Annotated in this window: 14 protein-coding genes; 6 read left to right on the top strand and 8 right to left on the bottom strand. The window is 59.1% G+C overall.

What is annotated here, in order from left to right:
- Together sufE and ldtE are read left to right on the top strand one after the other, a co-directional pair.
- Positions 1–417, top strand: a complete 417-nt coding sequence (gene sufE, locus CSK29544_RS16625; protein WP_007783745.1) for a cysteine desulfuration protein SufE — start codon at positions 1–3, stop codon at positions 415–417.
- Between the two features lie 93 nt (positions 418–510).
- On the top strand, positions 511–1,545 hold the full coding sequence (gene ldtE, locus CSK29544_RS16620) for a L,D-transpeptidase LdtE (protein ID WP_007894112.1): 1,035 nt from the start codon (positions 511–513) through the stop codon (positions 1,543–1,545).
- Between the two features lie 151 nt (positions 1,546–1,696).
- On the opposite strand, the gene lpp is transcribed toward ldtE, so the two are convergent.
- From lpp to ynhH, 3 genes are all read right to left on the bottom strand, one after another.
- Entirely contained in the window at positions 1,697–1,933 is a 237-nt protein-coding gene (lpp, locus tag CSK29544_RS16615; RefSeq protein ID WP_002443218.1) for a murein lipoprotein Lpp, read from the bottom strand.
- A 312-nt stretch (positions 1,934–2,245) separates the two neighbouring features.
- Positions 2,246–3,658 (bottom strand): pyruvate kinase PykF, encoded by a 1,413-nt coding sequence (gene pykF / locus CSK29544_RS16610; protein ID WP_007696856.1) that lies wholly within the window; start codon positions 3,656–3,658, stop codon positions 2,246–2,248.
- Positions 3,659–3,672: 14 nt separating this feature from the next.
- Positions 3,673–3,858 (bottom strand): protein YnhH, encoded by a 186-nt coding sequence (ynhH, locus tag CSK29544_RS25230; protein WP_272891165.1) that lies wholly within the window; start codon positions 3,856–3,858, stop codon positions 3,673–3,675.
- An 805-nt stretch (positions 3,859–4,663) separates the two neighbouring features.
- Here ynhH and CSK29544_RS16605 point away from each other — a divergent pair.
- Both CSK29544_RS16605 and CSK29544_RS16600 read left to right on the top strand, forming a co-directional pair.
- Positions 4,664–5,926, top strand: coding sequence for an autotransporter strand-loop-strand O-heptosyltransferase (locus CSK29544_RS16605; protein WP_007894118.1), 1,263 nt, complete (start codon positions 4,664–4,666; stop codon positions 5,924–5,926).
- Positions 5,927–5,957: 31 nt separating this feature from the next.
- The gene (locus CSK29544_RS16600) at positions 5,958–13,028 is read left to right on the top strand and encodes an AIDA repeat-containing protein (RefSeq protein WP_029038961.1); all 7,071 of its coding nucleotides are present in this window, start codon (positions 5,958–5,960) and stop codon (positions 13,026–13,028) included.
- Positions 13,029–13,611: 583 nt separating this feature from the next.
- On the opposite strand, the gene CSK29544_RS16595 is transcribed toward CSK29544_RS16600, so the two are convergent.
- The 4 genes from CSK29544_RS16595 to puuD all read right to left on the bottom strand — a co-directional run bounded on the left by CSK29544_RS16595 (position 13,612) and on the right by puuD (position 17,900).
- Complete coding sequence (locus tag CSK29544_RS16595) at positions 13,612–14,892, bottom strand: NAD(P)/FAD-dependent oxidoreductase (RefSeq protein ID WP_007902557.1); 1,281 nt, start codon at positions 14,890–14,892, stop codon at positions 13,612–13,614.
- Positions 14,885–16,384, bottom strand: a complete 1,500-nt coding sequence (gene puuC, locus CSK29544_RS16590) for an aldehyde dehydrogenase PuuC (RefSeq protein ID WP_007902561.1) — start codon at positions 16,382–16,384, stop codon at positions 14,885–14,887. The genes CSK29544_RS16595 and puuC overlap by 8 nt, the downstream gene beginning before the upstream one ends.
- Before the next feature lie 166 nt (positions 16,385–16,550).
- Positions 16,551–17,108: an HTH-type transcriptional regulator PuuR gene (puuR, locus tag CSK29544_RS16585; protein WP_004386885.1), complete on the bottom strand. Its 558-nt coding sequence runs from the start codon at positions 17,106–17,108 to the stop codon at positions 16,551–16,553.
- Between the two features lie 24 nt (positions 17,109–17,132).
- The gene (gene puuD / locus CSK29544_RS16580) at positions 17,133–17,900 is read right to left on the bottom strand and encodes a gamma-glutamyl-gamma-aminobutyrate hydrolase (protein WP_007902563.1); all 768 of its coding nucleotides are present in this window, start codon (positions 17,898–17,900) and stop codon (positions 17,133–17,135) included.
- 211 nt (positions 17,901–18,111) lie between these two features.
- On the opposite strand from puuD, the gene CSK29544_RS16575 reads away from it, so the two are divergent.
- Together CSK29544_RS16575 and CSK29544_RS16570 are read left to right on the top strand one after the other, a co-directional pair.
- Entirely contained in the window at positions 18,112–19,530 is a 1,419-nt protein-coding gene (locus tag CSK29544_RS16575; protein WP_012124971.1) for a glutamine synthetase family protein, read from the top strand.
- Positions 19,531–19,922: 392 nt separating this feature from the next.
- Complete coding sequence (locus CSK29544_RS16570) at positions 19,923–21,284, top strand: APC family permease (RefSeq protein ID WP_004386883.1); 1,362 nt, start codon at positions 19,923–19,925, stop codon at positions 21,282–21,284.
- A 501-nt stretch (positions 21,285–21,785) separates the two neighbouring features.
- On the opposite strand, the gene flhA is transcribed toward CSK29544_RS16570, so the two are convergent.
- On the bottom strand, positions 21,786–23,861 hold the full coding sequence (flhA, locus tag CSK29544_RS16565) for a formate hydrogenlyase transcriptional activator FlhA (protein ID WP_029038960.1): 2,076 nt from the start codon (positions 23,859–23,861) through the stop codon (positions 21,786–21,788).
- Positions 23,862–23,953 lie beyond the last annotated feature (92 nt).

Genomic DNA, 23,953 nt, shown 5'->3' with positions numbered 1-23,953 from the left:
ATGGCTGGTTTGCCGGAAAAAGAAAAACTGCTGCGTAACTTCAACCGCTGCGCCAACTGGGAAGAAAAATATCTCTATATCATTGAGCTGGGGCAGCGCCTGGCACCGCTCGACGACGCCGAACGCACGCCCGCGCACCGCATCCAGGGCTGCCAGAGCCAGGTCTGGATTGTGATGAACCCTGGCGAGAACGGCGTGATTGAGATGCGCGGCGACAGCGATGCCGCCATCGTCAAAGGGCTTATCGCCGTGGTGTTCGCGCTCTACCAGCAGATGACGGCGCAGGATATCGTGAACTTCGACGTGCGTCCGTGGTTTGAAGAGATGTCGCTGACCCAGCACCTCACCCCGTCCCGCTCTCAGGGCTTAGAGGCGATGATCCGCGCTATCCGCGCGAAAGCCGCCGACCTGAGCTAATCTTAAAGCACGACTTTTCCTCGTCACGCGTGGCCTCTGCGGCCTCGCGGATGTTCAGCATTCCGGCCTCGCCGGTGAAAACAGGTCGTGCTTATGAAACCGATTTTTTCCTTCCCGCTGTTCGCGCTGCTGCTGATGGGCGCGACGCAGGCGTCGGCGGTGGATTATCCGCTCCCGCCGCCCGGCAGCCGCCTGATTGGCCAGAATCAGACCTGGCTTGTTCCTGCAAACAGTCAAAGCCTTGAGAAAATCGCCGAGCGGTATCAGACCGGCGTGCTGTTACTGCTGGAGGCCAATAACACCGTTGACCCTTATCTGCCGATGCCCGGCAGCGAGCTGACGATCCCCTCGCAGATGCTGCTGCCCGACACGCCGCGCGAGGGCATAGTGGTTAATCTCGCTGAGCTGCGCCTTTACTACTATCCGCCAGGCGAGAACCGCGTGGAGGTCTATCCGATAGGCATCGGCCTGACGGGGCGCGAAACGCCGGTCATGACCACCCGCATCATCCAGAAAATCCCCAACCCGACCTGGACGCCAATCGCCGCCATGCGCGCGCGCTCACAGGCGCAGGGCATCACGCTGCCTGCTGTGATACCCGCCGGGCCGAATAACCCGCTGGGGCGCTTTGCGCTGCGTTTACAGCAGGGTGGCGGCGAATATCTTATTCACGGCACCAATGCCCGCAGCAGTATCGGGCTGCGCGCAAGTTCAGGTTGTATCCGTATGCGCGCCGCCGATATCAAATCGCTGTTTACCCAGGTGGCGTGGGGCACGCGGGTGCAAATCATCAATGAACCGGTGAAATATTCCACGGAGCCGGACGGCAGACGCTATGTGGAAGTGCACCAGCCGCTCTCGCGCAGTGATGCCGACAATCCGCAGACGATGCCCGTGGCGATTAACGCCGCTTTCGGACAGTTTATTGACGACGCGGGCACCGACGCGGTGGCGGTGGATAACGCGCTGACGCGCAGGGCGGGCTATCCCGTTCAGGTGGATGCACACAGCACGACGCCTGCGCCCGTGACGACGATACAGAGCGTGAAAGCGGCTGTGATGCCGTCAGGCGGTGAGACACTCTCTGACGCGGCAGAGCCCACAGCAGGGCGCGTCACGATTCAGTGATCGTGTCTGGCTGCATCCCGGTGATACGGAAGTTTATGGCGTCGGGTTTTGGTTATCAGTGCAAAGCGTAAAAACAGAAGAGGCGAGAGGGCAGGAGACAGGCAAAAAAAATGGCGCACAATGTGCGCCATTTTTCTATCACACGGTACTATTACTTACGGTATTTAGTAGCCATGTTGTCCAGACGCTGGTTAGCGCGAGCTGCGTCGTCTTTAGCAGCCTGAACGTCGGAACGCATTGCGTTCACGTCGTTGCTCAGCTGGTCAACTTTAGCGTTCAGAGTCTGAACGTCAGAAGACAGCTGATCGATTTTAGCGTTGCTGGAGCAACCAGCCAGCAGAGTAGAACCCAGGATTACCGCGCCCAGTACCAGTTTAGTACGATTCATTATTAATACCCTCTAGATTGAGTTAATCTCCATGTAGCGTTACAAGTATTACACAAAGTTTTTTAGGTTGAGAATATTTTTTTGATGGGAATACGCTTAATTTTGATCGTTCGCTCAAAGAAGCATCGACCTTACGCGGATCATTAAAAAAATTGAGGGAAAACAGCTAACTTTCATCGGATTCATCTTAGAAAAAAACAATCTTAAATAGTGAAATCCGATTTGCTTTTTTATTCACAGCGTCTATTTAAGCCAAATTAAAAGGCGCCTCGCGGCGCCTTTTTAATCATACATAAAAATAGGTGGATATTATTACAGGACGTGTACAGACGCGGTATTGGTCGTACCGCTCGGTACCAGTGCGCCAGAGACCATTACCACCACATCGCCTTTCTTCGCGAGACCACTTTCCAGTGCGGCATCTTTACCCAGACGATAGAAATCATCCGTAGAAGAGATCTCTTTCACCAGCTGCGGCACCACGCCTTTGCTCAGCACCAGCTGACGCGCGGTCAGTTCGTTGGTGGTCAGCGCAAGGATAGTCGCGTCCGGGAAGTATTTACGAACGGATTTCGCGGATTTACCGCCTTCGGTCGCCACCACGATCAGCGGCGCTTCCAGTTTCTCGGCAGTTTCCACCGCACCGCGGCAGACGGCTTCGGTGATACGCAGTTTACGGCTGTCGTTGTTGAACTCCAGACGGCTGGTCATCACGCGGTCGGTGCGCTCGCAGATGGTCGCCATGATGGTTACTGCTTCCAGCGGATATTTGCCTTTTGCGGATTCGCCAGACAGCATCACGGCATCGGTGCCGTCGAGAATGGCGTTCGCCACGTCGCCTGCTTCAGCGCGGGTCGGACGCGGGTTCTTAATCATGGAATCCAGCATCTGCGTTGCGGTGATAACGACTTTACGCGCGCGGATACATTTTTCGATCATCATCTTCTGCGCGAAGATCACTTCTTCTACCGGGATTTCCACGCCCAGGTCGCCACGCGCGACCATGATGCCGTCAGACGCTTCGAGGATGTCGTCGAAGTTGTTCAGGCCTTCCTGGTTTTCGATTTTGGAGATGATCTGGATGTGCTCGCCGCCGTGCGCTTTCAGGTGCTGGCGAATTTCTTCGACGTCAGAGCGTTTACGAATAAAGGAGGCTGCGACAAAGTCGACGCCCTGCTCGCAACCGAAAATCAGATCTTTCTTGTCTTTCTCAGCAAGCGCTGGCAGCGCGATGGAAACGCCCGGCAGGTTAACGCCTTTGTTTTCACCCAGATCGCCGTTGTTCAGCACTTTACAGATGACTTTGTTACCTTCGATGGCCGTCACTTCCATGCCGATCAGGCCGTCATCCACCAGCACGGTGTTGCCGACGGAAAGGTCTTTGGTGAAGCCTTCGTAGGTCACCGCAACAATTTCGCTGTTGCCGACAACGGATTTGTCGGTGGTAAAGGTAAAGGTCTGGCCCGCTTTCAGGGAGACGTCATTGCCGCCTTCCAGTTTGATGGTGCGGATTTCCGGGCCTTTCGTGTCCAGCAGAATGGCGGCTTGCTTGCCGGTTTTCGCAAGAACATTGCGCAGGTTTTTGATGCGCTGACCGTGTTCTTCGTAATCGCCGTGGGAGAAGTTAAGGCGCATCACGTTCATGCCCGCGTCGAGCATTTTGGTCAGCATTTCTTCGGATTCGGTTTTCGGGCCGATGGTGCAAACAATTTTCGTCTTTTTCATGACAGTCTTAATCTTTAGTTGAAGGATATGGAAATCATGCCCTGCGGCGTACTCTGCCGTTTGGGTAAACTTGTGTTGCGAAAGTTGTGATGCCACAGCCTAAGGATAGGTGACATCAAAAAAGCGTGCAGGAGAAAGTGTGCTTGTGGTTCAGCCAGGCGGCGAGTGAGCGATTGTTCGACGGTAAAGGCGATATCCAATGTGCTGAAACCATTCAAGTTAGAATGCCCGCATTATAGCTTCCACCAGGACAGAAAGGAATTAAAAACGCTGTTTCATAATGGAAAAGCTGCCACCGCTTCGTTTCTGTTACTTACCCGTTAAGGAAGGATGACAAAACGTTATAGGCGCGTCGTTATTGTACAACTGTCTTGTGAATGCGCTCGCAATAATAAAACAACACGCTCAAAATATATTCATCAGCCCAAAACGTTTCGGAATATCTATTATCGTTTATGTATTAGTCCTAAAAATCATTATTCACATAAGGTTTCAGTCGCGGGTGTTTATTTTTTATTCATTAATTAATTGCTGTCAGTAACCAATCCCTACTAATATCTGTCTTAAGAAAAAGCCTATAGCTTCCGTTTGTCCTATTGAAATCCTTCAAAGAATATGTTTTTAGCGCCTGGCTTGTCGCCCGGTTAATATATTCTCCCTACCCGAAAATAGCCTGATCTGCGTATTGCAAGGTAAGGATAATCCTAAAAGAGTGTCTCTATAGCAGAGCTAAATGCTTGTAAAGTTTAGCTTTAGTGAAAAGTCACTCAGGGTGACATTTCTTCATCTCTATGATTTAAAAGGACTTTTATATTTGGTAAAAATTTGCAATAAGTAACGATGTAGCTACACTAAAACCAGCTTTAAGATGGCTCAAGGAACGGAAAGATGTCGGATAAATAACTGTCTCGGGCAACAGCGCGCCGAGAGTTGACGTGTGTCTGAAACACGTTGGGTTAATTATTTAATAGCAGCATAACCCTGATACTGATAATTAAGGTAGGTATGGCGATGACGCTTTCTTCATCTGCCAGTAATGGCTACGCCTTTATTTTACCCCCGGAAATACCCACACAGCAGGGTCCGGAAGGCATTTTGTACGATTTCAATGACGGTGCCAGACTGCTGCTTCCCGCAGGTGACTGGCGCGTCGAAATAAGCGATGACGAAACGGGAAATATACTTTTTGCGAGTGATATCGCCGAAGGCTGGGTAATTAGTACCAAGAAATACTATGTCCCGTTTCGGTTACAGGTCTGGAAAAAAGGGCAGAGCGAACCGCTGCTCGACCACGCGCTCGATATGCGCGACAAACCGGTGCTGATCTCCTTTCCCACCGGCACGCTGGGCGATCTTGTGGGATGGGTGCCCTATGCCGAACGCTTTCGTCAGACTTACGGCTGCCAGGTGGAATGCACGATGGCGCAGCCGATTATCGATCTTTTCGCGCCCGTCTACACACAGTTGCAGTTTTACGCACCGGAGAATTGGGCAAGCCAGCGGACGCACCGCGAGCCGCCTTACGCGACCTGGCGCGTCGGGCTGTTCTTTCAGGGCGATCTCGACAAGCAGCCGTTTGATTTTCGCGCGGTCGGGTTACACCGCACGGCAGGCCATATTCTGGGCGTCGACCCGAGCGAAATCGTCCCCGATCTGCGCGTCCATTCGCCGCGCCAGATACCCGAACCCTATGTCTGCATCGCCACGCAATCCACCAGCCAGGCCAAATTCTGGAATAACGGCACCGGCTGGCATGAGGTGATCGAATTTCTGAAAGCGCAGGGCTACCGCGTGCTGTGCATCGACAAAGAGCGTGTTGTCGGACGCGGCTATGTCTGGAACAAAATCCCCCACGGTGCGGAAGATTTTACCGGCAACCTGCCGCTGCGCGACCGCGTGGCGCTGCTCGAACACGCAGAGTTTTTCATCGGCCTCGGCAGCGGTCTTTCCTGGCTTGCCTGGGGCTGTCGCATTCCGGTGGTGCTGATTAGCGGTTTCAGCCTGCCGGCCAGCGAGTTTTATACCCCCTGGCGCGTCATCAATACCCACGTCTGCAACGGCTGCTGGGATGACGTGCGGCTTAATTTTGATCATCAGGACTATTTCTGGTGTCCGCGCCACAAAGGCACGGACCGGCAGTACGAGTGCACGCGTTTTATCACGGGTAAACAGGTGATTGGCCACTTACGTCGGCTGATCTCCCTGAAAAGCAACCCATTCGACATCAAAACAACAGCATTGGCAGACCCAAATCAGCATGCCGCATAACGGCGTCTGAGCGGGTTTCGAGGGCATCAATATGAAGAGAAGTCTTAATTGCAGTTACCGGCTGGTGTGGAGTGAAGTCCAGCGCGCGTTTATTGTGGTCTCCGAGCTCACGCGAGCGAAGGGCAAACGCGCCAGCGGGGCGGTGTTGTTGACGGCAGCGGTAGGGAGTTCGCTTGCCAGCGGCGGCGCGTTCGCGTTCACGCCCGATGTCACCTCGTCGGTACAGGATGAGCTGGTGCAGAACGGCACCCAGCAGGTTCTGGTCGGCGGGACGACGACAAATCATATTATCGGCGCGCAGGGCAATCAGATTGTTGCAGGCGGGCTGACACAGAAAACCACGCTGAATGATGGCGGCGTTCAGATTGTTCGCCAGCAGGGCGTGGCGAACGGCACTGTCATCAATGACGGTTTGCAGTTCGTGGAAAAAGACGGCCAGGCGCAGAGAACGGTTGTTCTCGAGGGTGGCGTACAGCAGGTAGCCGGTTCAGCGGTGCATACCGTCGTCGGCAATGGCGGCGAGCAACACGTACAGGCGAGCGGCACGGCAACCACCACCATTATCAATAATGGCGGTACGCAGTCGGTTGACGGCACGTCCATCTCCGCCGTGGTCAACGACGGGGGCCATCAGCTGGTGGAGCGCGGCGGTTACGCCCGTAACACCACCGTCAATAATGGCGGCGTGCAGTATGTCAGCGCGGGCGGTTCGTCCTCTGATGGCGTGATCTTTGGCGGCGGCATCCAGCAAGTCTCCGGCACTGCGTCCGGCACCAGCATCAACGACGGCGGCAGCCAGCAGGTTCAGGTCGGCGGCCAGTCCCGCGATGCGCAAATCAACGCCCGCGGTACCCAGGCCGTTGACGGCACGGCAATTTCCGCCATCGTCAAAGACGGCGGCACCCAGCTCGTTAACCGTGGCGGCCTTGCGAAAAACACCCAGGTGAACAGCGGTGGCCTGCAGCATGTATCGCTCGGCGGCGCGTCTGCCGATGCCCATCTTTTCGGCGGCACGCAACAGCTGGCGGGTACGGCGTCAAACACCCAGATCGATGCCGGTGCACAGCAGCATATCGAAGCGACCGGGCTTTCCGTGAGCGCGACGGTCAACAGCGGCGGTCTGCAGAATGTCGACGGCACGGCCAACTATGCCACTATCAAAGACGGCGGTGTGCAACTGGTGCAGACCGGCGGTCATGCCAACAGCACCGTGGTGCGCGACGGCGGCATTCAGGACGTGGCCCTCGGCGGTTCGGCGTCTGACTCCATTCTTCTCGGCGGCACGCAGCAGCTCGCGGGCAACGCGGGCGGCACCATCATTGGCGATGGCGGCGTACAGCATGTGAAAACCGGCGGTTCGGCGTCCGGCTCGCTGATTAACGCAGGCGGCCTGCAGCGCGTCGACGGGACCGCGAAAGACACGACCATCAACGACAAAGGCATCCAGCTGGTCAACAGCGGCGGCCTTGCGGACAACACCGCGGTTCACAGCGGCGGTCTGCAATACATCGCCCAGGGCGGTGCGGCGTCTGAAGGCACCGTTTTTGGCGGCGGTATTCAGCAGGTTTCCGGCATGGCGTCCGGCACCAGCGTGAACGACGGCGGTTCCCAGCAGGTGCAGGTGACCGGTAAAGCGATCGGCACCCAGATCAACAATCGCGGTACCCAGGCCGTTGACGGCACGGCAATCTCCGCCGTGGTGAAAGAGGGCGGTACCCAGATCGTCAACAAGGGCGGTCTCGCGAAAGATACCCAGGTCAACAGCGGCGGCCTGCAGCATGTGTCGCTCGGCGGTGCGTCTGCCGATGCGCATCTCTTTGGCGGCACGCAGCAGCTCGCGGGCACCGCGTCTAACACGCAGATTGACGCTGGCGGCGAACAGCATATCGAAGCGACGGGCCTTTCTGTCAGCGCGACGGTCAACAGCGGCGGCCTGCAAAACGTGGACGGCACCGCGAATTTCGCCACCGTGAACGACGGCGGCACCCAGCTGATTCAGACCGGCGGCCACGCCAACAGCACCGTGGTGCGCAGCGGCGGCGTGCAGGATGTGAAACTCGGCGGCGCGGCCTCGGGCTCCATCCTGCTTGGCGGCACCCAGCAACTGGCGGGTACGGCGGGCGACACCATCATCGGCGACGGCGGCGTACAGCATGTGCAGGTGGGCGCGAATGCCTCCGGCACGCTCATTAACGCAGGTGGTCTGCAGCGCGTCGACGGTACTGCAAAAACCACCACCATCAACGATAAAGGCATCCAGCTCGTTAACCGCGGCGGCAAAGCGGACAGCACGGCGATCAACAGCGGCGGCCTGCAGTATGTGGCAGAAGGCGGCTCCGCCTCTGACAGCGTCGTCTTTGGCGGCGGCATCCAGCAGGTTTCCGGCAACGCATCCGGCACCAGCGTGAACGACGGCGGCTCACAGCAGGTGCAGGTGACAGGCCAGGCGACCGGCACGCAAATCAACAATCGCGGTACTCAGGCCGTTGACGGCACGGCGATTTCCGCCATTGTCAAAGACGGCGGCACCCAGATTGTTAACAGCGGCGGCCTGGCGAAAAACACCCAGGTCAACAGCGGCGGTCTGCAACACGTCTCCGTGGGCGGCGCCTCTGCCGACGCGCATCTGTTTGGCGGCGTGCAGCAGCTTGCGGGCACCGCGTCTAATACCCAGATCGATGCCGGTGCGGAGCAGCATATCGAAGCGACTGGTAAATCGGTTAGCGCGACCGTTAACAGCGGCGGTCTGCAGAATGTCGATGGTACCGCCAACTACGCGACCATCAACGACGGCGGCGTACAGCTGGTGCAGAACGGCGGCCACGCCAACAGCACCGTGGTGCGCAGCGGCGGCGTTCAGGATGTGAAACTGGGCGGCGCGGCGTCAGATTCCGTACTGCTCGGCGGCATTCAGTCGGTCTCCGGTACGGCGGGTCGTACCGTTATCGGTCAGGGCGCTATTCAGCATGTGAAAACCGGCGGTCTGGCTTTCGCATCGCTGGTGAACGCGGGCGGTCTGCAACGCGTTGACGGCACGGCCACCTCGGCGGTCGTGAATAAAGACGGCATTCAGCTCGTCAACAGCGGCGGTCTGGCGCGTGCCACCACGGTCAACAGTGGCGGTCTGGAGCATATTAACTTCGGCGGCGCGTCGTCCGACGGCGTTATCTTTGGCGGCGGCGCTCAGGTGGTTGCGGGCATGGCGTCCGGCACCAGCATCAGCGACGGCGGTGTTCAGCTCGTCACCAAAACCGGGATGGCGAACGATACTCACGTGAACCGCGGCGGCGTACAGAGCGTCGACGGTACCGTGACGTCCGCGGTCGTGAAAGATGGCGGTACGCAGATTATCAACAACGGCGGCCTGGCGCGCGGATCTATCGTCACCAGCGGCGGCCTGCAACACATCAACAAAGGCGGCGCGTCCTCAACTGCGAAAATCTTCGCAGGCGGCACCCAGGTGGTAGCGGGTACAGCGTCCGGCACCAGCATTGGCGACCGTGGCACGCAGCTCGTGCAGGAAACCGGGAAAGCGGTGGACGCGCAAATCAACCAGGGCGGCACCCAGGCGGTTGACGGCACGGCTATCTCTGCGGTCATCAACGACGGCGGCCTGCAAATCGTGAATGTGGGCGGTCTGGCGGCGGGCTCTATCGTTCACAGCGGCGGCGTCCAGCACGTGAAACTGGGCGGCGCGGCGTCTGACGGCACCGTCTTTGGCGGCGGCACGCAGCTGGTTGAAGGCACCGCGTCCGGCACCAGCATCAGCGACGGCGGCGTGCAGCTCATCATGGCGAGCGGTCACGCGAAAGGCACGCTGGTCAACAGCGGCGGCGTCCAGCGCGTCGATGGTCAGTCGTTTGACGCGGTTGTTAACAACGGCGGGCAGCAGATTGTCGACCCGTACGGCTGGTCGCGCAGCACCGTGATTAACGCCGGCGGCACCCAGATTTTGGCTAACTCGGCGGTCGCTATCTCTACCGTGATGAACGGCGGCGAGCAGCACGTCAACAACGGCGCGCAGGCGCTGGCGACCCGTCTGCTGGGCGGCACGCAGAACATCGGCAGCGGCGGTAAAGCCTACGACACCCGCGTCGAGAAAGGCGGCGTTCAGAATGTTAATTCCGGCGGCTACACCTACGGCGGCACCATCGCCACGGGCGGCAGAGAAAACGTCTTTACCGGCGGCACCACCGATATGACAACGGTGGAAGGCACGCAGATTGTGGACGGCCACTCCATCGTGACCATTCTGCAAAACAACGGCTACCAGCGCGTAAACAAAGACGCTCTGGCGGACGTGACGATGGTCTTCGACAACGGCGTAATGGATGTTTACGGGACTTCTATCGGCTCCGAACTGTATGAGAATGGCGAACAGCGCGTGTATGCAGGCGCGAACGTCACCTCAACCTGGCTGAACGACGATGCGAAACAGACCGTCTACAACGGCGCGGTGGTTACCGAAACCAATAACCGCGGCGGCGAGCAAAACCTGCTGAGCGGCGGTCGCGCCGTGAACACCAGTATGGATACCGGCGCTGTCCAGAACATCGGCGCGGGCGCTACGGCTGAGAATACCGTGCTGATTAACGGCTCTGTACAGAACGTGCGCGGTACCGCTGACGGCGCTGAACTCGCGGCTGACGCGGTACAGAACGTCTACCGCGGCGGTGTGGCGAAAAACACCAGCCTGTATGGCCGCACTGCGCAGAATATCTACAACGGCGGCCAGGCTTTCAATACCAATATTGAATACGGCGGCGTTCAGAACGTGCTGACCGGCGGTACGGCGACCAGCACCACCATCAATCTGGGCGGTACGCAGAACGTCAACAGCGGCGGTACGGTGATTTCGACCATCATCAAGGCGGGCGGGATCCAGAACGTCAATGAAGGCGGTATTGTCATCGACAACACCGTGGTGGGCGATCAGGTCGTCAATAACGGCGGTACGGTGGCGTCTTCCACCGTCAGCGAAAACGGCAGCCAGAGCGTGACGCTGGGCGGTACGGCTATCGCGACCACCGTGACCAAAGGCGGCGTACAGTACATCCGTAAAGGCGGTGTCGCCGACCAGACCATCATTCACCAGGGCGGTATGCTGGCGGTGGCGGATGCGGCCGAAGCGACCAACATCGATCTTAACAGCGGCGCGGGTATTATCGCCGGCACCGACACAACGGTTAACGGCACCAACGCGCTGGGTCAGTTCTCTATCGCCAATAAACTGGCGAACAGCGTGCTGCTGGAAGGCGGCGGCGTGCTGACCGTTGCAGCAGACGGTATCGCCAACAACACCGTGGTGCAGGATGGCGGTAAACTCAACGTGGCGGATGGCGGTATCCTGACCGGCACCACCGCGCTGAAAGATGGCTCGGCCATCGCGGGCAACGTCACCAATACCGGCAAGCTGAGCGTGACCACCGATAAGAGCGACAACACCATTGCCGCGAATATCAACGGCACCGGCAGCCTGTACAAAGACGGCGACGGCAAACTGACCGTCAGCGGTATTCTTAAGCAGACCGGCGGCACCTGGCTGCAGAGCGGTACGCTGGTCTTCAGCGGCCTCGAAGCGGTGACGGACGTTATCGCGCAGCTTGGCACCTCGCTGCAACTGACCAACGGCACCTCGCTCACCGGTATGATTGACCCGACCGATCTGACCGTTGACGCTGGCTCCACCTGGCTGATGACCGGCAACTCGTTGCTGGACAACCTGACGCTCGGCGGCTCTATCGATTACCAGGCACCGACGGGCGCGTTCGTTCCGAAAACCCTGACGGTCACTAGTCTGACGGGTAACGGCGGCACCATCACGCTGAACACCCTGTTCCAGGGCGGTACGGCGACCACCGACAGCCTGATCCTTGACGGCGGCACCGCGACCGGCAACACCCGCATCGCTATCCGTAATCAGGGTGGCCTCGGTGCGCGCACCACCGGCGACGGCATCCAGGTTGTGAATGCCATCAACGGTGCGACCACCACCGACGATGCGTTCAGCCTTGCCAACAACCTGCAGGCGGGGGCGTATAACTACAGCCTGCGTCAGGGCGCTGGCAACGAAAGCTGGTATCTGACGACCGCGTCCGGTAGCGGCGATGAAAACGGCCCGCAGAACTACCGTTCAGCCATGTATCTCTACACCTCGCTGTATGCGCAGGCGATGGACTACGACAGCGCGCTGCTTGGTTCGCTCGACAGCCGTCGCTACGCGGCACGCAGCCCGTCTGAAGATGGCAGCAACCTGTGGGCGCGCTTCCAGGCAGGCCAACTGAGCCACGATCATGGCGGTGCGGATCTGCGTAACGGCAACACGCCGGAAAGCAAAGGCGGCTACACCTTCCTGCAGATCGGTAGCGATCTGTGGAGAGGCCAGGCACCCTCGATGGAATGGGGTGTCGGCATCTACGGTGCGGCAGGTCTGTCGGCTATCGACGTTCAGCGCAGCGAGAAATCGAAAGCGGGTACGGTGCGTGACGACGCGTACAGCGCCGGTCTGTATGTCAACGGCGTGCATGAGAGCGGCTGGTGGGTTGATGTGGTGGCGCAGGGTACGCGTCATAACTTCGATACCAACCCGCGCGACGGCGACGGCATGAAAACGCACGGCTGGGGCTATGTGGGCTCCTTCGAAACCGGTCTGCCGTTTGATATCGGCAGTGGCCTGGTGCTCGAACCGCAGGTGCAATACCAGTACCGCGGCGTGAACCTGAAAGATGGCAACGACGATGCTGCTGATGTGCAGTTCGGCGACGGTCACAGCCAGCAGGTGCGTGCCGGTCTGCGCTTTGGCAACAACGCGACGCTGAAAGAGAGCGGCAACCCGCCGCCGGTAAGCTGGTGGGTGCGTCCGTCCTTTATCCAGACGTTTGACTCCAAAGGCGATGTGAACGTGAGCGCGCCGGGTGTGGCAGGCAGCGAGGTCTCCTTCAATCCGGATCAGGACGGCACCGCCGCCGCGCTGGATGTGGGTATCGACGGCCAGATCCGCGACAACGTGACGCTGGGCGTTCGCGCCGGTTACACCAAAACCATCGACGACGCCGGTACCGGCGGCTACGGTGGCCAGGTGACGCTGAAAGTCAGCTTCTGATAACAGGCAATCAGGACAGCCGCCCCACACGGGGCGGCTTTTTTTTTGCGTGTAATAAAGGAAGAGGAATGGATGTGATGGCGGCATCAGCGTCACGTGGTTCGTAGGGTGGGTAAGCGAAGCGCACCCACCGTTTTTTTAACCCGCCACAAAACAAACGGTAAGGTGATGGTTTTATTCCGGCTCAAAAAAAATCGGCCCATCAGGGCCGATTTTCCGCCGGGAGCCGGGATTGCAAAGGGGGCGGCGGCGAGCTCCCTTTGCACGTTCGCGTGAAACGAGCATCCATATAAAGGCAGCATTATGGCGAACGGAACGTGTTCACCGTCCTTGTATATATCACCCGGCCCAGGCGTTCTCCATAATGCTGGATGGCGGGTGCGCGTTGCTTACCCGCCCTACGATATTGGGCCGCACGTTAGATGTAAGGTGGGTAAGCGAAGCGCACCCACCGTGTTTGCGGCGAAACGGCGAAGCCGATTTTTTTAAGCCGGAGCAAAACCACCAACATCGGCGCCGCGTGGTTTGTAGGGTGGGTAAGCGAAGCGCACCCACCGTTTCAATCACGCACCCAGCGTACCAATCACACGCCCAGCCGGTCCCGCAGGCTGTAATATGCGGCACCCATCGCGGTAAACGGGATCTGAAACGAGCGCCCGCCGGGGAACGGATAATGCGGCAGCGTCGCGAACGCGTCGAAACGCTCGGCGTCGCCGAGCAGCGCCTCGGAGATAAGCTTGCCGGCAAGGTGCGTACAGGTCACCCCGTGGCCGCTGTCGCCCTGCATATAATAAATGTTGTTCTCAAGCCGCCCGAACTGCGGCATCCGCGAGAGCGTCAGCAGGAAATTCCCCGTCCAGCGATAATCGATCTTCACGCCTTTCAGCTGCGGGAACGTCTTCAAAAGTTTCGGCATAATCAGCCGGTCGATGTCATCCGGGTCGCGCGCGCCGTAGACCACGCCGCCGCCGTAGAGCAGGCGGTTATCCGCCGTCAGCCGGTAATAATCGAGCAGATAGTTGCAGTCCTCGACGCAATAATTGTTCGGCAGCAGCGACGCCGCCACGTCCGGGGTCAGCGGCTCGGTCGTGACCACCTGCGTGCCGCACGGCATACTGCGTCGCGCGAGCGCAGGCTCAAGACGCGTGCCGAGATAGGCGTTGCCCGCCACAATCACGTAGCGCGCCGTCACCTGGCCCTGCGCGGTTTTGACCACGGCAGGCTGGCCGTGCGTAATGCTCACCGCCGCCGACTGCTCGAAAATCTTACCGCCGAGCGAGCGAATCGCCTCCGCCTCGCCGAGCGCCAGGTTTAACGGATGAATATGGCCGCCATTGTGGTCGAGCAGCGCGCCGGTATAACGCTGGCTCGCGATTTCGCTGCGCACCGCGTCGGCGTCCAGCAGCTCAAGACCGTTATTGCCGTAGCGCTCCCAACTGGCCTTTTGCTCCATCAGCCCGAGATACTGCTTGCGGTTCAGCGCCACAAACATCCCGCCGGGGCGGTAGTCGCACTGAATGTCATAACGCGTAATGCGCTCGCGGATTATCTCGCCGCCTTCAAACATCATGCTGCCGAGCATCCGCGCCGTTTCTGCGCCGTAGCGCGCCTCGATAACGTCAATATCGCGGCTATACGAGTTCACCACCTGGCCGCCGTTGCGCCCGCTCGCGCCAAACCCAATCCGCGCGGCCTCCAGCAGCACCACGTCATAGCCTTGCTCCACCAGATGCAGCGCCGACGAAAGCCCGGTATAGCCGCCGCCGACAATACAGACATCGCACTGGAGCGATTCTGTAAGCGTCGGGAAGGGCGCATGCGGATTGGCGCTTGCGGCGTAGTAGCTGTTTACATGTTCAGTCATGATTGTGCTCCAGGCTCATCCAGATGGTTTTCAGTTCGGTGAATTTTTCCAGCGCGTGCAGCGATTTATCGCTCCCGTTGCCGCTCTGCTTATAGCCGCCGAACGGTACGGTCATATCGCCGTCGTTATAGTTATTGATAAAGACGGAACCCGCCTTCAAACGTCGGGCCATACGATGGGCGCGTGAGAGCGAGCGGGTCCAGACGGCGGCACCGAGCCCGTAGTCGCTGTCGTTGGCGAGCCGCAGCGCTTCCTCTTCGCCGGTAAAGGTCGTGACCGCCAGCACCGGGCCGAAAATCTCCTCGCGGGCGACGCGCATCTGGTTATCCACGTCGGTAAAAATCGTCGGGCCAATGCAGGCCGGGTGCGTCTGCGCGCGGCCATCGAGCCACAGCGTCGCGCCCTGCGCCTGGCCAAGCTCAATATAGCGGCGCACGCTGGCGGCGTGATCGTCATCGATCAGCGTGCCCATGGTGGTCTGCGGGTCGAGCGGATCGCCTGGCGTAAAGCTCTGCGCATGCGCTTTCACGCGCGCCAGAAACGCGTCTTTAATGGAGGCTTCCACCAGCAGGCGCGTACCGGCGATGCAGACCTGGCCCTGGTTATAGAAAATCCCGGCGGCAGCCGACGCCGCGGCCTGGTCGAGATCCGGGCAATCGGCGAAAACGATATTGGCGCTCTTGCCGCCCGCTTCGAGCCAGACGCGCTTCATGTTCGATTCGCCCGCGTCTTTAAGGAGCTGTTTGCCGGTGCGGGTGGAGCCGGTAAAGGTCATCACGTCCACATCCGGGTGCAGCGAGAGCGCCTGGCCCGCCTCGTGGCCGAAGCCCGGTATTACGTTCAGCACGCCATCCGGCAGCCCCGCTTCACGCGCCAGCCCCGCAAGGCGCAGCGCCGAGAGCGGCGATTTCTCAGAGGGTTTGAGCACCACGCTGTTACCGGCGGCAAGCGCCGGGCCAAGCTTCCAGCAGGCGAGCAGCAGCGGGAAATTCCAGGGCACCACGGCCGCCACCACGCCGACCGGCTCGCGCACGATCATCGCAAGCGACGCGTTATCGGTGGGCGCCACCTCGCCATAGAGTTTATCGACCGCTTCGGCGTACCAGCGCAGCGCGCGGGCCGCACCTGGAATATCATCACGCAGGCTATGGCGAATCGGTTTGCCGGTGTCGAGCGACTCCAGCAGCGCCAGCTCCTCGTGATGCTGCTCCATTAGCGCGGCCAGGCGCATGAGCACCGCTTTGCGCGCAGCGGGTGCCGCCTGCGACCAGTCGCCGCGCTCGAACACCGCACGGGCGCTCGCCACCGCGGCGTCCACGTCGCGCTTCGCCCCGCGCGCCACTTCGGCAAGTGGCTCGCCGGTGGCCGGGTTGAGTACGCTAAAAGTGTCGCCGCTGGCAGCCGCCCGGTAGTCGCCCTGATAAAATAGCCGGCCTTCGATAGTCAGCCGCGCCGCCTTATTCTGCCAGTAGGTTAAATCGTGAAATTCCATAGCCTCTCCTGTGATTACAAAGGGTTAGCGCGTGTAAGGCGGCGGTTCCGCCTGAATTTTTGACGCAGAAGCCCGCAGGCGAAAAAAGCCCGTTTAGCTCAGGTCAGATGCGGCCCGTGTCAGGCGCGCCCGGCGTCTTCTTCCAACCGAACGCGCTGAACGGTTATCAGAAGGTAGTGGGCGTGTGCGCGCTGATGATGCGACAGATCCCGGCCGAGGTATTGCTGAAGCTGTGAGGTATGCCGGTATTGATGGCATAGCTCTGGCCTGCGGTCAGGTGGAACGTCTGGCCGTTAACGGTCAGCACGATTTCCCCTTCCAGCAGGGTGCCAATCTCTTCACCCTGGTGTTTGATCCTCTCCCCGGTCGTGGTGCCGGGCTGGTACGTTTCAAACAGCATCGCCAGCGTGCGATGCGGATTCCCGTTATGAATCAGCTTCATCGAGACGCCCTGGCTGCCTATCTCAATCAAATCTTCCTGATTGATGACCACCTGCGGTTCGTCCGGTTTTTCTGGTTCGGCAAAAAATTCCGACAGCGAGAGCCCGTACACCTTCAGCAGCTTTTGCAGCGTGCTGATGGCCGGACTCACTTTGTCCTGTTCAATGGTGCTGATAGCGCTGTGCGTAAGCCCGGAAAGTTCAGCGACGCGGCGCTGCGACAAACCCAGTTGCTGGCGGATCTGCGCTAAACGCTTCCCCGGCGCCAGGGTGACATCGCTCATAGAGTCTCTTCCTTCATAGTAACGTCAGGCGGGTCGGGGCTTCTCGGCCCGAAACCCCCGACAGGCGGTAATAAAACCTTCAAACAACAGCCGCGAGAGTGCGTACTCGCTGCTGTTCCATTCCGGGTGCCACTGCACCCCCAGTGCAAACGGGTGATCGATAACGCTTGCGGCTTCCACAAGGCCATCCGGCGAGCGCGCTTCCACACGCAGCCGCGCGCCCAGCGTGCGGGCGCCCTGGCCATGCAGCGAATTTACCCAAAACGTGTTGCAGCCCGGTATCAGTTTGCCAAGAAGCCCTCCCGGCACTACCTGCACCTCGTGAGAGGGCGCGTACTGCTGGTCCAGCGGCAGTTCAGGATCTTCGCGGTGTTCCAGCAGTTCCGGCTCGTCAAACAGCCGACGATACAGCGTCCCCCCGGTGGCGACAACCAGTTCCTGAAGCCCGCGACAGATGGCGAAAAGGGGAATGCGCCTTTCCAGCGCGCGCTCTATCAGCGCGATGCTCAGAGTGTCCCGCCCGGGATCGGCGGCAGGCTCATCGCCGTTTTCACCATACAGGTGCGGCTGAACGTTGCTGGGGCTGCCCGGCAGCATAATGCCGTCAAGTTCAGCGAGTAGCTGATCGAGAAGAACAGACTCAGCGACGATATGAGGCAGGGGCACCGGCAAGCCGCCAGCGTTCAGCACGGCGTTAATGTACTTCTCTTGTAACGTCTGGCTTGGGTGCCCCTTGATACTGTTTCTGCACATCACGACGCCTATCATCGGCCTGTTAAATATAATGCCCATGCTGTCCTCTCGCGCTGGTCTAAATTCTGCACAAACGCTACGTTTGCACCGCCTTCTGTTCAATATTTTCTCAATCTAGCAGCGTTGTAACCAAAATTCAAACGAGATTTAACATTTGAAAAACATTTCTGTTGCATCTAGATTCTAAAAGTGGAAATTATATCGAACGGTCTGATTGCGGGACCGGCATCTGCAACAACGGCGGTGAATCATGGAAACCAATATCGTGGAAGTAGAAAACTTTGTGCATCACAGTGAAGAGAGGCGAACCAGTGCGTTTGCCCGCGAAGTGAATGCCTATCTTGAGCGTTACCCGTTGACCGAGTATGTCGACGTAATGCTGACGGATCTCAACGGCTGTTTTCGCGGCAAACGCATCCCTGTGGCGGGTCTTTTAAAAGTCGAGAAAGGCTGTTATTTCCCGGCTTCGGTTTTTGCGATGGATATTCTGGGCAATGTGGTGGAAGAGGCGGGGTTAGGGCAGGATCTCGGCGAGCCGGACCGCCGCTGCGTGCCGGTACTGGGAAGCCTGGTGCCGTCGGCCACTGACCCGGAGTATCTCGGGCAGCTCCTGCTCACCATGCAGGATGAAGATGGTACTCCCTTTGACGTTGAGCCGCGCAACGTGCTGAACCGGCTCTGGCAGCAGCTGCGCCAGCGCGGTCTGCACCCCGTGGTAGCGGTAGAGCTGGAGTTCTATCTCATTGACCGCCAGCGTGACGCCGAAGGCTATCTCCAGCCGCCGTGCGCGCCCGGCACTCAGGATCGCAACACGCAAAGCCAGGTCTATTCAGTCGATAATCTTGATCGCTTCGCTGATGTGTTAAGCGATATCGACGAGCTGGCGCGTATGCAGCAGATCCCTGCCGACGGCGCGGTGGCGGAAGCCTCGCCGGGCCAGTTTGAAATTAACCTGCATCACACCGATAACGTCTTACAGGCGTGCGATCACGCGCTGGCGCTCAAGCGCCTCGTGCGGCTGGTGGCCGAAAAACACGGCATGCAGGCCACCTTTATGGCTAAACCCTATGAAGAGCACGCCGGTAGCGGAATGCACATTCATATCAGCATCGTTGATGATAATGGGCAGAATGTGCTGGCGCTCCCCGACGGTGACGATTCCGCGCTGCTTAAGCAGGCGCTCGCCGGGATGATCGACATGATGCCCGCCTCAATGGCGCTGCTTGCGCCAAACGTTAACTCCTACCGCCGTTTCCAGCCGGGAATGTATGTCCCGACTCAGGCCTCGTGGGGCCACAACAACCGCACCGTCGCGCTGCGCATTCCCTGCGGCGATCGCGACAGCCACCGCGTGGAATATCGCGTGGCGGGCGCGGATGCGAACCCTTATCTCGTGATGTCTGCGGTACTTGCAGGTATAGTGCACGGCCTGGAAAACGACTTGCCGCTGCCAGAGGCGGTGGAAGGCAACGGTCTGGAGCAGGAAGGAGCGCCGTTTCCTATCCGCCAGAGCGACGCCCTGTATGAATTCCAGGTTCATCCGGCGATGCGCGAGCGGCTGGGCGCGCGTTTTTGCGAGGTGTTTCACGCCTGCAAGAACGACGAGCTTATCCAGTTTGAGCGGCTCATCACCGAAACGGAAATTGAGTGGATGCTGAAAAACGCCTGACGGCTGGCCTGAAACTTTCCCCGCTTTTATGGCAGGCGGGCGTTATCCAGGCTACAGGTTGTTAATACCCAAAGCGGATTCAGTACGCACCATGCCGCGCCACAGAAGGCCGCGGCAAAAGCTCGCCGGGCCTGTTGCGCCGGCTTTTCCGGTGTCGCGTGAAGGATTAGCGCGCGACAGCGGTTTACAGACGACGTTCAGGATACGTTACGAGGATATTGAGATGGTGCCACTTTATGTCTGTCCGCTGCGCGCGGGCACCCGCCTGAGCCGCAGTAACTACGGGCCCGCGCCCGAGGCATTGCTTCATCCGCGTTTTCAGCGCGCGTCACGACGACTCCCTCCGGCCTCTGTTTCGCGACGAATCACAGAGACGAAAGGGGGGACGCGCGATGGCGATTAACTACGATCTCAACGTTGCCGCGGCGCGTCCGCAGCTGCGCAAATCGCTCAAACTCTGGCAGGTGGTGATGATGGGCCTGGCCTATCTGACCCCTATGACCGTGTTCGACACCTTCGGCATTGTATCCGGTATCAGTAACGGCCACGTGCCGGCCTCTTATTTGCTGGCGCTGGCGGGCGTGCTGTTTACCGCCATCAGTTACGGCAAACTGGTCAAGCGCTTTCCGACGGCAGGCTCCGCCTATACCTACGCCCAGCAGGCGATTAACCCGCACGTCGGGTTTCTGGTGGGCTGGTCGTCGCTGCTCGATTATCTGTTCCTGCCGATGATCAACGTGCTGCTGGCGAAGCTCTATCTCTCCGCGATGTTCCCCGACGTGCCGCAGTGGATCTGGGTGGTGCTTTACGTGGGCATCATGACGCTCGCGAACCTGAAAAGCGTCAATCTGGTGGCGAATTTCAACACGCTGTTTGTGACGGTGCAGGTGGCGATCATCGTGGTGTTTATTTTCCTGGTGATCCACGGTCTGCATAAGGGCGAGGGGACGGGCACCATCTGGTCGGTACAGCCGTTTGTCAGTGAAAACGCGCAGCTGTTGCCGATTATCACCGGAGCGACCATCGTCTGTTTTTCGTTTCTCGGATTCGACGCGGTAACGACGCTTTCAGAAGAGACGCCGGATGCGGGCAAAACCATTCCGCGGGCGATTTTTCTGACAGCACTTTACGGCGGCGTGATTTTCATCGCGGCCTCGTTTTTTATTCAGCTCTTTTTCCCGACGATGGGACGCTTTAAAGAGCCGGACGCGGCGCTGCCGGAAATCGCGCTTTACGTGGGCGGCAAGCTGTTCCAGTCGGTTTTCCTGTGCTGTACGTTTGTGAACACGCTGGCGTCTGGTCTTGCGTCGCACGCCAGCGTGTCGCGCCTGCTGTATGTGATGGGCCGCGATAACGTCTTCCCGGAAAAGGTCTTTGGCTATGTGCACCCGAAATGGCGCACGCCCGCGCTGAACGTGATTCTGGTGGGCGTCGTGGCGCTGAGCGCGCTTTCTTTTGACCTGGTGACTGCGACGGCGCTGATTAACTTCGGCGCGCTGGTGGCGTTTACGTTTGTGAACCTTTCGGTGGTGAATCACTTTTTCCTGCGGGAAGGGCGCAATAAAGGCTGGAAGGACCGGATTAATTATCTGATCCTTCCGCTGGTGGGCGCGCTGACGGTTGCGGTGCTGTGGCTGAATCTGGAGAAGAGTTCGCTGACGATGGGGCTTATCTGGGCCGCGCTGGGGCTGATGTATCTGACGTGGCTGACGCGCCGTTTCCGCCGCCCGCCGCCGATGTTTAAGGGTGAGTGATTCGTGTAGGGCGGGTAAGCGCAGCGCACCCGCCAGCAAACGAAAGCCGCCGTTAGCGTAGGGCGGGTAAGCGTAGCGCACCCGCCAGTAAACGAAAACCACCATTGCCGTAGGGCGGGTAAGCGCAGCGCACCCGCCATCAGGCAGGTGTTCAGATGATATATACCAGGGCGGTGAACACGTTCCGTTCGCCATAATGTTCCCTTTATATGGATGTACGTATCACGCGAACGTGCAAAGGGGGCTCGCCGCCGCCCCCTTTGCAATCCCGGCTCCTGGCGGAAAATCGGCCCTGATGGGCCGCTTTTTTTTTAGCCGGAGTAAAACCATTACCTTACCGTTCGTTTTGTGGCCGGGTGAAAAAAACGGTGGGTGCGCTCCGCTTACCCACCCTACAAGAGGAGCCCCACCGTCATCGTAGGGCGGGTAAGCGCAGCGCACCCGCCAAAAATCCCCCGCCAAAAATCCCCCGCCAAAAATCACTCCCCAAAACCGCAACGCTTACAGCGCTTCCTTATCGATTCCCAGCCGCTTCATTCGTGAAAGCAGCGTTGTGCGCTTCACGCCCAGGCGCGCGGCGGCGCCTTTTGGCCCGGCGATCACCCCGTTGGTTTCCTTCAAAACCCGCGTTATCCGCGCCACCTCATCTTCACCGTCGCGCACATCAACGGGCGGCGCGACCGGTTTTTTCGCCGGACGCGGCGTCAGCTCCGGCAACGAGAGCTGCAACACATTGCCGCGCGTCAACAGCACCGCGCGCTCAATCACGTTCTCCAGCTCGCGCACGTTACCCTGCCACTCCATCTCGCTCAGAGCATGCAGAGTTTCGGCGGGAATACTGTCGATGCTGCGCCCCAGACGGCGCGCGATTTTAAAGGTGAACGCCTTCACCAGCAGCGGAATATCCTCCGGGCGCTCGCGCAGCGGCGGCAGATGGATCGGGAAAACGTTCAGGCGGTAGTAAAGATCGCTTCTGAACTCGCGGTCCGCCACCATCTGGCGTAAATCGCGGTTGGTGGCGGCAATCAGCCGCACGTCGGTCTGGATAACTTTGTTGCTGCCGAGCCGCTCAAACTCCTGCTCCTGCAACACGCGCAGCAGTTTCGGCTGCAAATCCAGCGGCATATCGCCCACTTCATCCAGAAACAGGCTGCTTTTATCGGCAAGCTCAAAACGCCCGATGCGCTGGGCGCTGGCGCCGGTAAACGCGCCGCGCTCATGGCCGAAGAGATCGCTTTCCAGAAGCCCTGCGGGCATCGCCGCGCAGTTCATCTTCACCATGCGCCGCCCGTTGCGGTCGCTCAGGTTATGAATCGCGCGCGCGATAAGCTCTTTGCCGGTGCCGGTTTCGCCAAGAATTAGCACCGTACTGTCGCTTTTGGCGACCATTTCCACCTGCTTCATCACGGCCATCATCGCATCCGATCGCCCGATGATTTCGCCGAAATCCGCCGGAACATTGTTAATCTGCTCGGTCAGCGCCAGGTTCTCATCCACCAGCCGCTCTTTAAGGCGGTGGATCTCCTGGTACGCCAGCGCGTTATCCACCGCAATCGCGATGCGCTCGGCAATCTGGCGCAGCAGTTTTAAATTAGCGGCGGTGAAAATATGCTCCTCGCACTGTGCGAGCTTCAGCACGCCCAGCATCTTCTCGCCAAACATCAGCGGCAGCAGGCAGATGGTCTGGATCTGGTTATCCCACATCTCAAACAGCATCTGTTCGTAAGGCGCGAGATCGTCGCGCTGGTGCAGATTCACCAGCAGCATTTCGCGCGAGCTGAACACGCGCGCCGAGAGGGTGCCTTTCTCCTGCACTTCGCTCTGATCGTGCAGCGGCGCGGCTTCATCGACATAGTGCGTGGAGTAAATCGTCAGTTTGCCTTTGCGCGCCGCCGGCAGGACGATACTGATGGAGTCGATGCTGAAATAGCGGTGGATCTCATGCGAAATCTCGGTCACCAGCTCGTCGAGATGCAGTTTGGAGAGCACCGCGTTAGTGATGGCGACCAGAATGCGAAAGTCGTCGCGCTCCCGGCACAGCAGCGCGTAATCCTGGCTGTTGCCAAGCCGCGTCTGGATTTGCTCCGCCGCGACGCTCACGATTTGCGTCAGCGTCTGCAGCCGGGAAAACTCTTTTTCGCTAAAGCTTTCGGGCGTGTCGCGAATAAACTCGCAGCCGCCGAAAATATGGCCTTCGGCGGCGAGCGGGGCCAGGCAGTAGTAGCCAAAGGCCGGGTAGAGCGGGAGTGCCGCAAGCTGCGGCCAGGTCTCGGCGAATTCGTCATACTGGCAGTGCAGCACTTCGGGGCGCGAGAGCAGCCGACGCACCGGGCCGTGAGAGAGCACCGTTTCGTCTTCATACGTCACAGCATTGCCGACGCTGTCGACGCTGTAAAAACAGGTACGCTGATGTTTCGGGTGATACAGCAGAATGTTAACCCGATCCGCCATGCCGGAGGCGTTAAGCAGCGATTTCAGCGCCTCCGCCAGCGCGCAGAGATCGGGCTGGCGCATCAGAGTGCGAGTGATGTCGAACAGCCCTTGCTGGCCGAGATCGCTCATGGGTGTGTATGACATTGGCTCATCCAGAATGCGTTCGCAACGTGCAGAAACGTAAATCAATATTGTAGGCACAGCCTGTTTATCAGGTTCTTGCGCAAAAACAGGGT

Source organism: Cronobacter sakazakii (assembly GCF_000982825.1).
Lineage (GTDB): Bacteria > Pseudomonadota > Gammaproteobacteria > Enterobacterales > Enterobacteriaceae > Cronobacter > Cronobacter sakazakii.
The sequence above is the reverse complement of the archived record's forward strand: the minus strand, read 5'-3'. Positions and strand labels throughout refer to the sequence as shown.

Coding starts and splice junctions, on each gene's coding strand:
- sufE (WP_007783745.1), top strand. CDS start 1: ATGGCTGGTTTGCCGGAAAAAGAAAAACTGCTGCGTAACTTCAACCGC.
- ldtE (WP_007894112.1), top strand. CDS start 511: ATGAAACCGATTTTTTCCTTCCCGCTGTTCGCGCTGCTGCTGATGGGC.
- lpp (WP_002443218.1), bottom strand. CDS start 1,933: ATGAATCGTACTAAACTGGTACTGGGCGCGGTAATCCTGGGTTCTACT.
- pykF (WP_007696856.1), bottom strand. CDS start 3,658: ATGAAAAAGACGAAAATTGTTTGCACCATCGGCCCGAAAACCGAATCC.
- CSK29544_RS16605 (WP_007894118.1), top strand. CDS start 4,664: ATGGCGATGACGCTTTCTTCATCTGCCAGTAATGGCTACGCCTTTATT.
- CSK29544_RS16600 (WP_029038961.1), top strand. CDS start 5,958: ATGAAGAGAAGTCTTAATTGCAGTTACCGGCTGGTGTGGAGTGAAGTC.
- CSK29544_RS16595 (WP_007902557.1), bottom strand. CDS start 14,892: ATGACTGAACATGTAAACAGCTACTACGCCGCAAGCGCCAATCCGCAT.
- puuC (WP_007902561.1), bottom strand. CDS start 16,384: ATGGAATTTCACGATTTAACCTACTGGCAGAATAAGGCGGCGCGGCTG.
- puuR (WP_004386885.1), bottom strand. CDS start 17,108: ATGAGCGATGTCACCCTGGCGCCGGGGAAGCGTTTAGCGCAGATCCGC.
- puuD (WP_007902563.1), bottom strand. CDS start 17,900: ATGGGCATTATATTTAACAGGCCGATGATAGGCGTCGTGATGTGCAGA.
- CSK29544_RS16575 (WP_012124971.1), top strand. CDS start 18,112: ATGGAAACCAATATCGTGGAAGTAGAAAACTTTGTGCATCACAGTGAA.
- CSK29544_RS16570 (WP_004386883.1), top strand. CDS start 19,923: ATGGCGATTAACTACGATCTCAACGTTGCCGCGGCGCGTCCGCAGCTG.
- flhA (WP_029038960.1), bottom strand. CDS start 23,861: ATGTCATACACACCCATGAGCGATCTCGGCCAGCAAGGGCTGTTCGAC.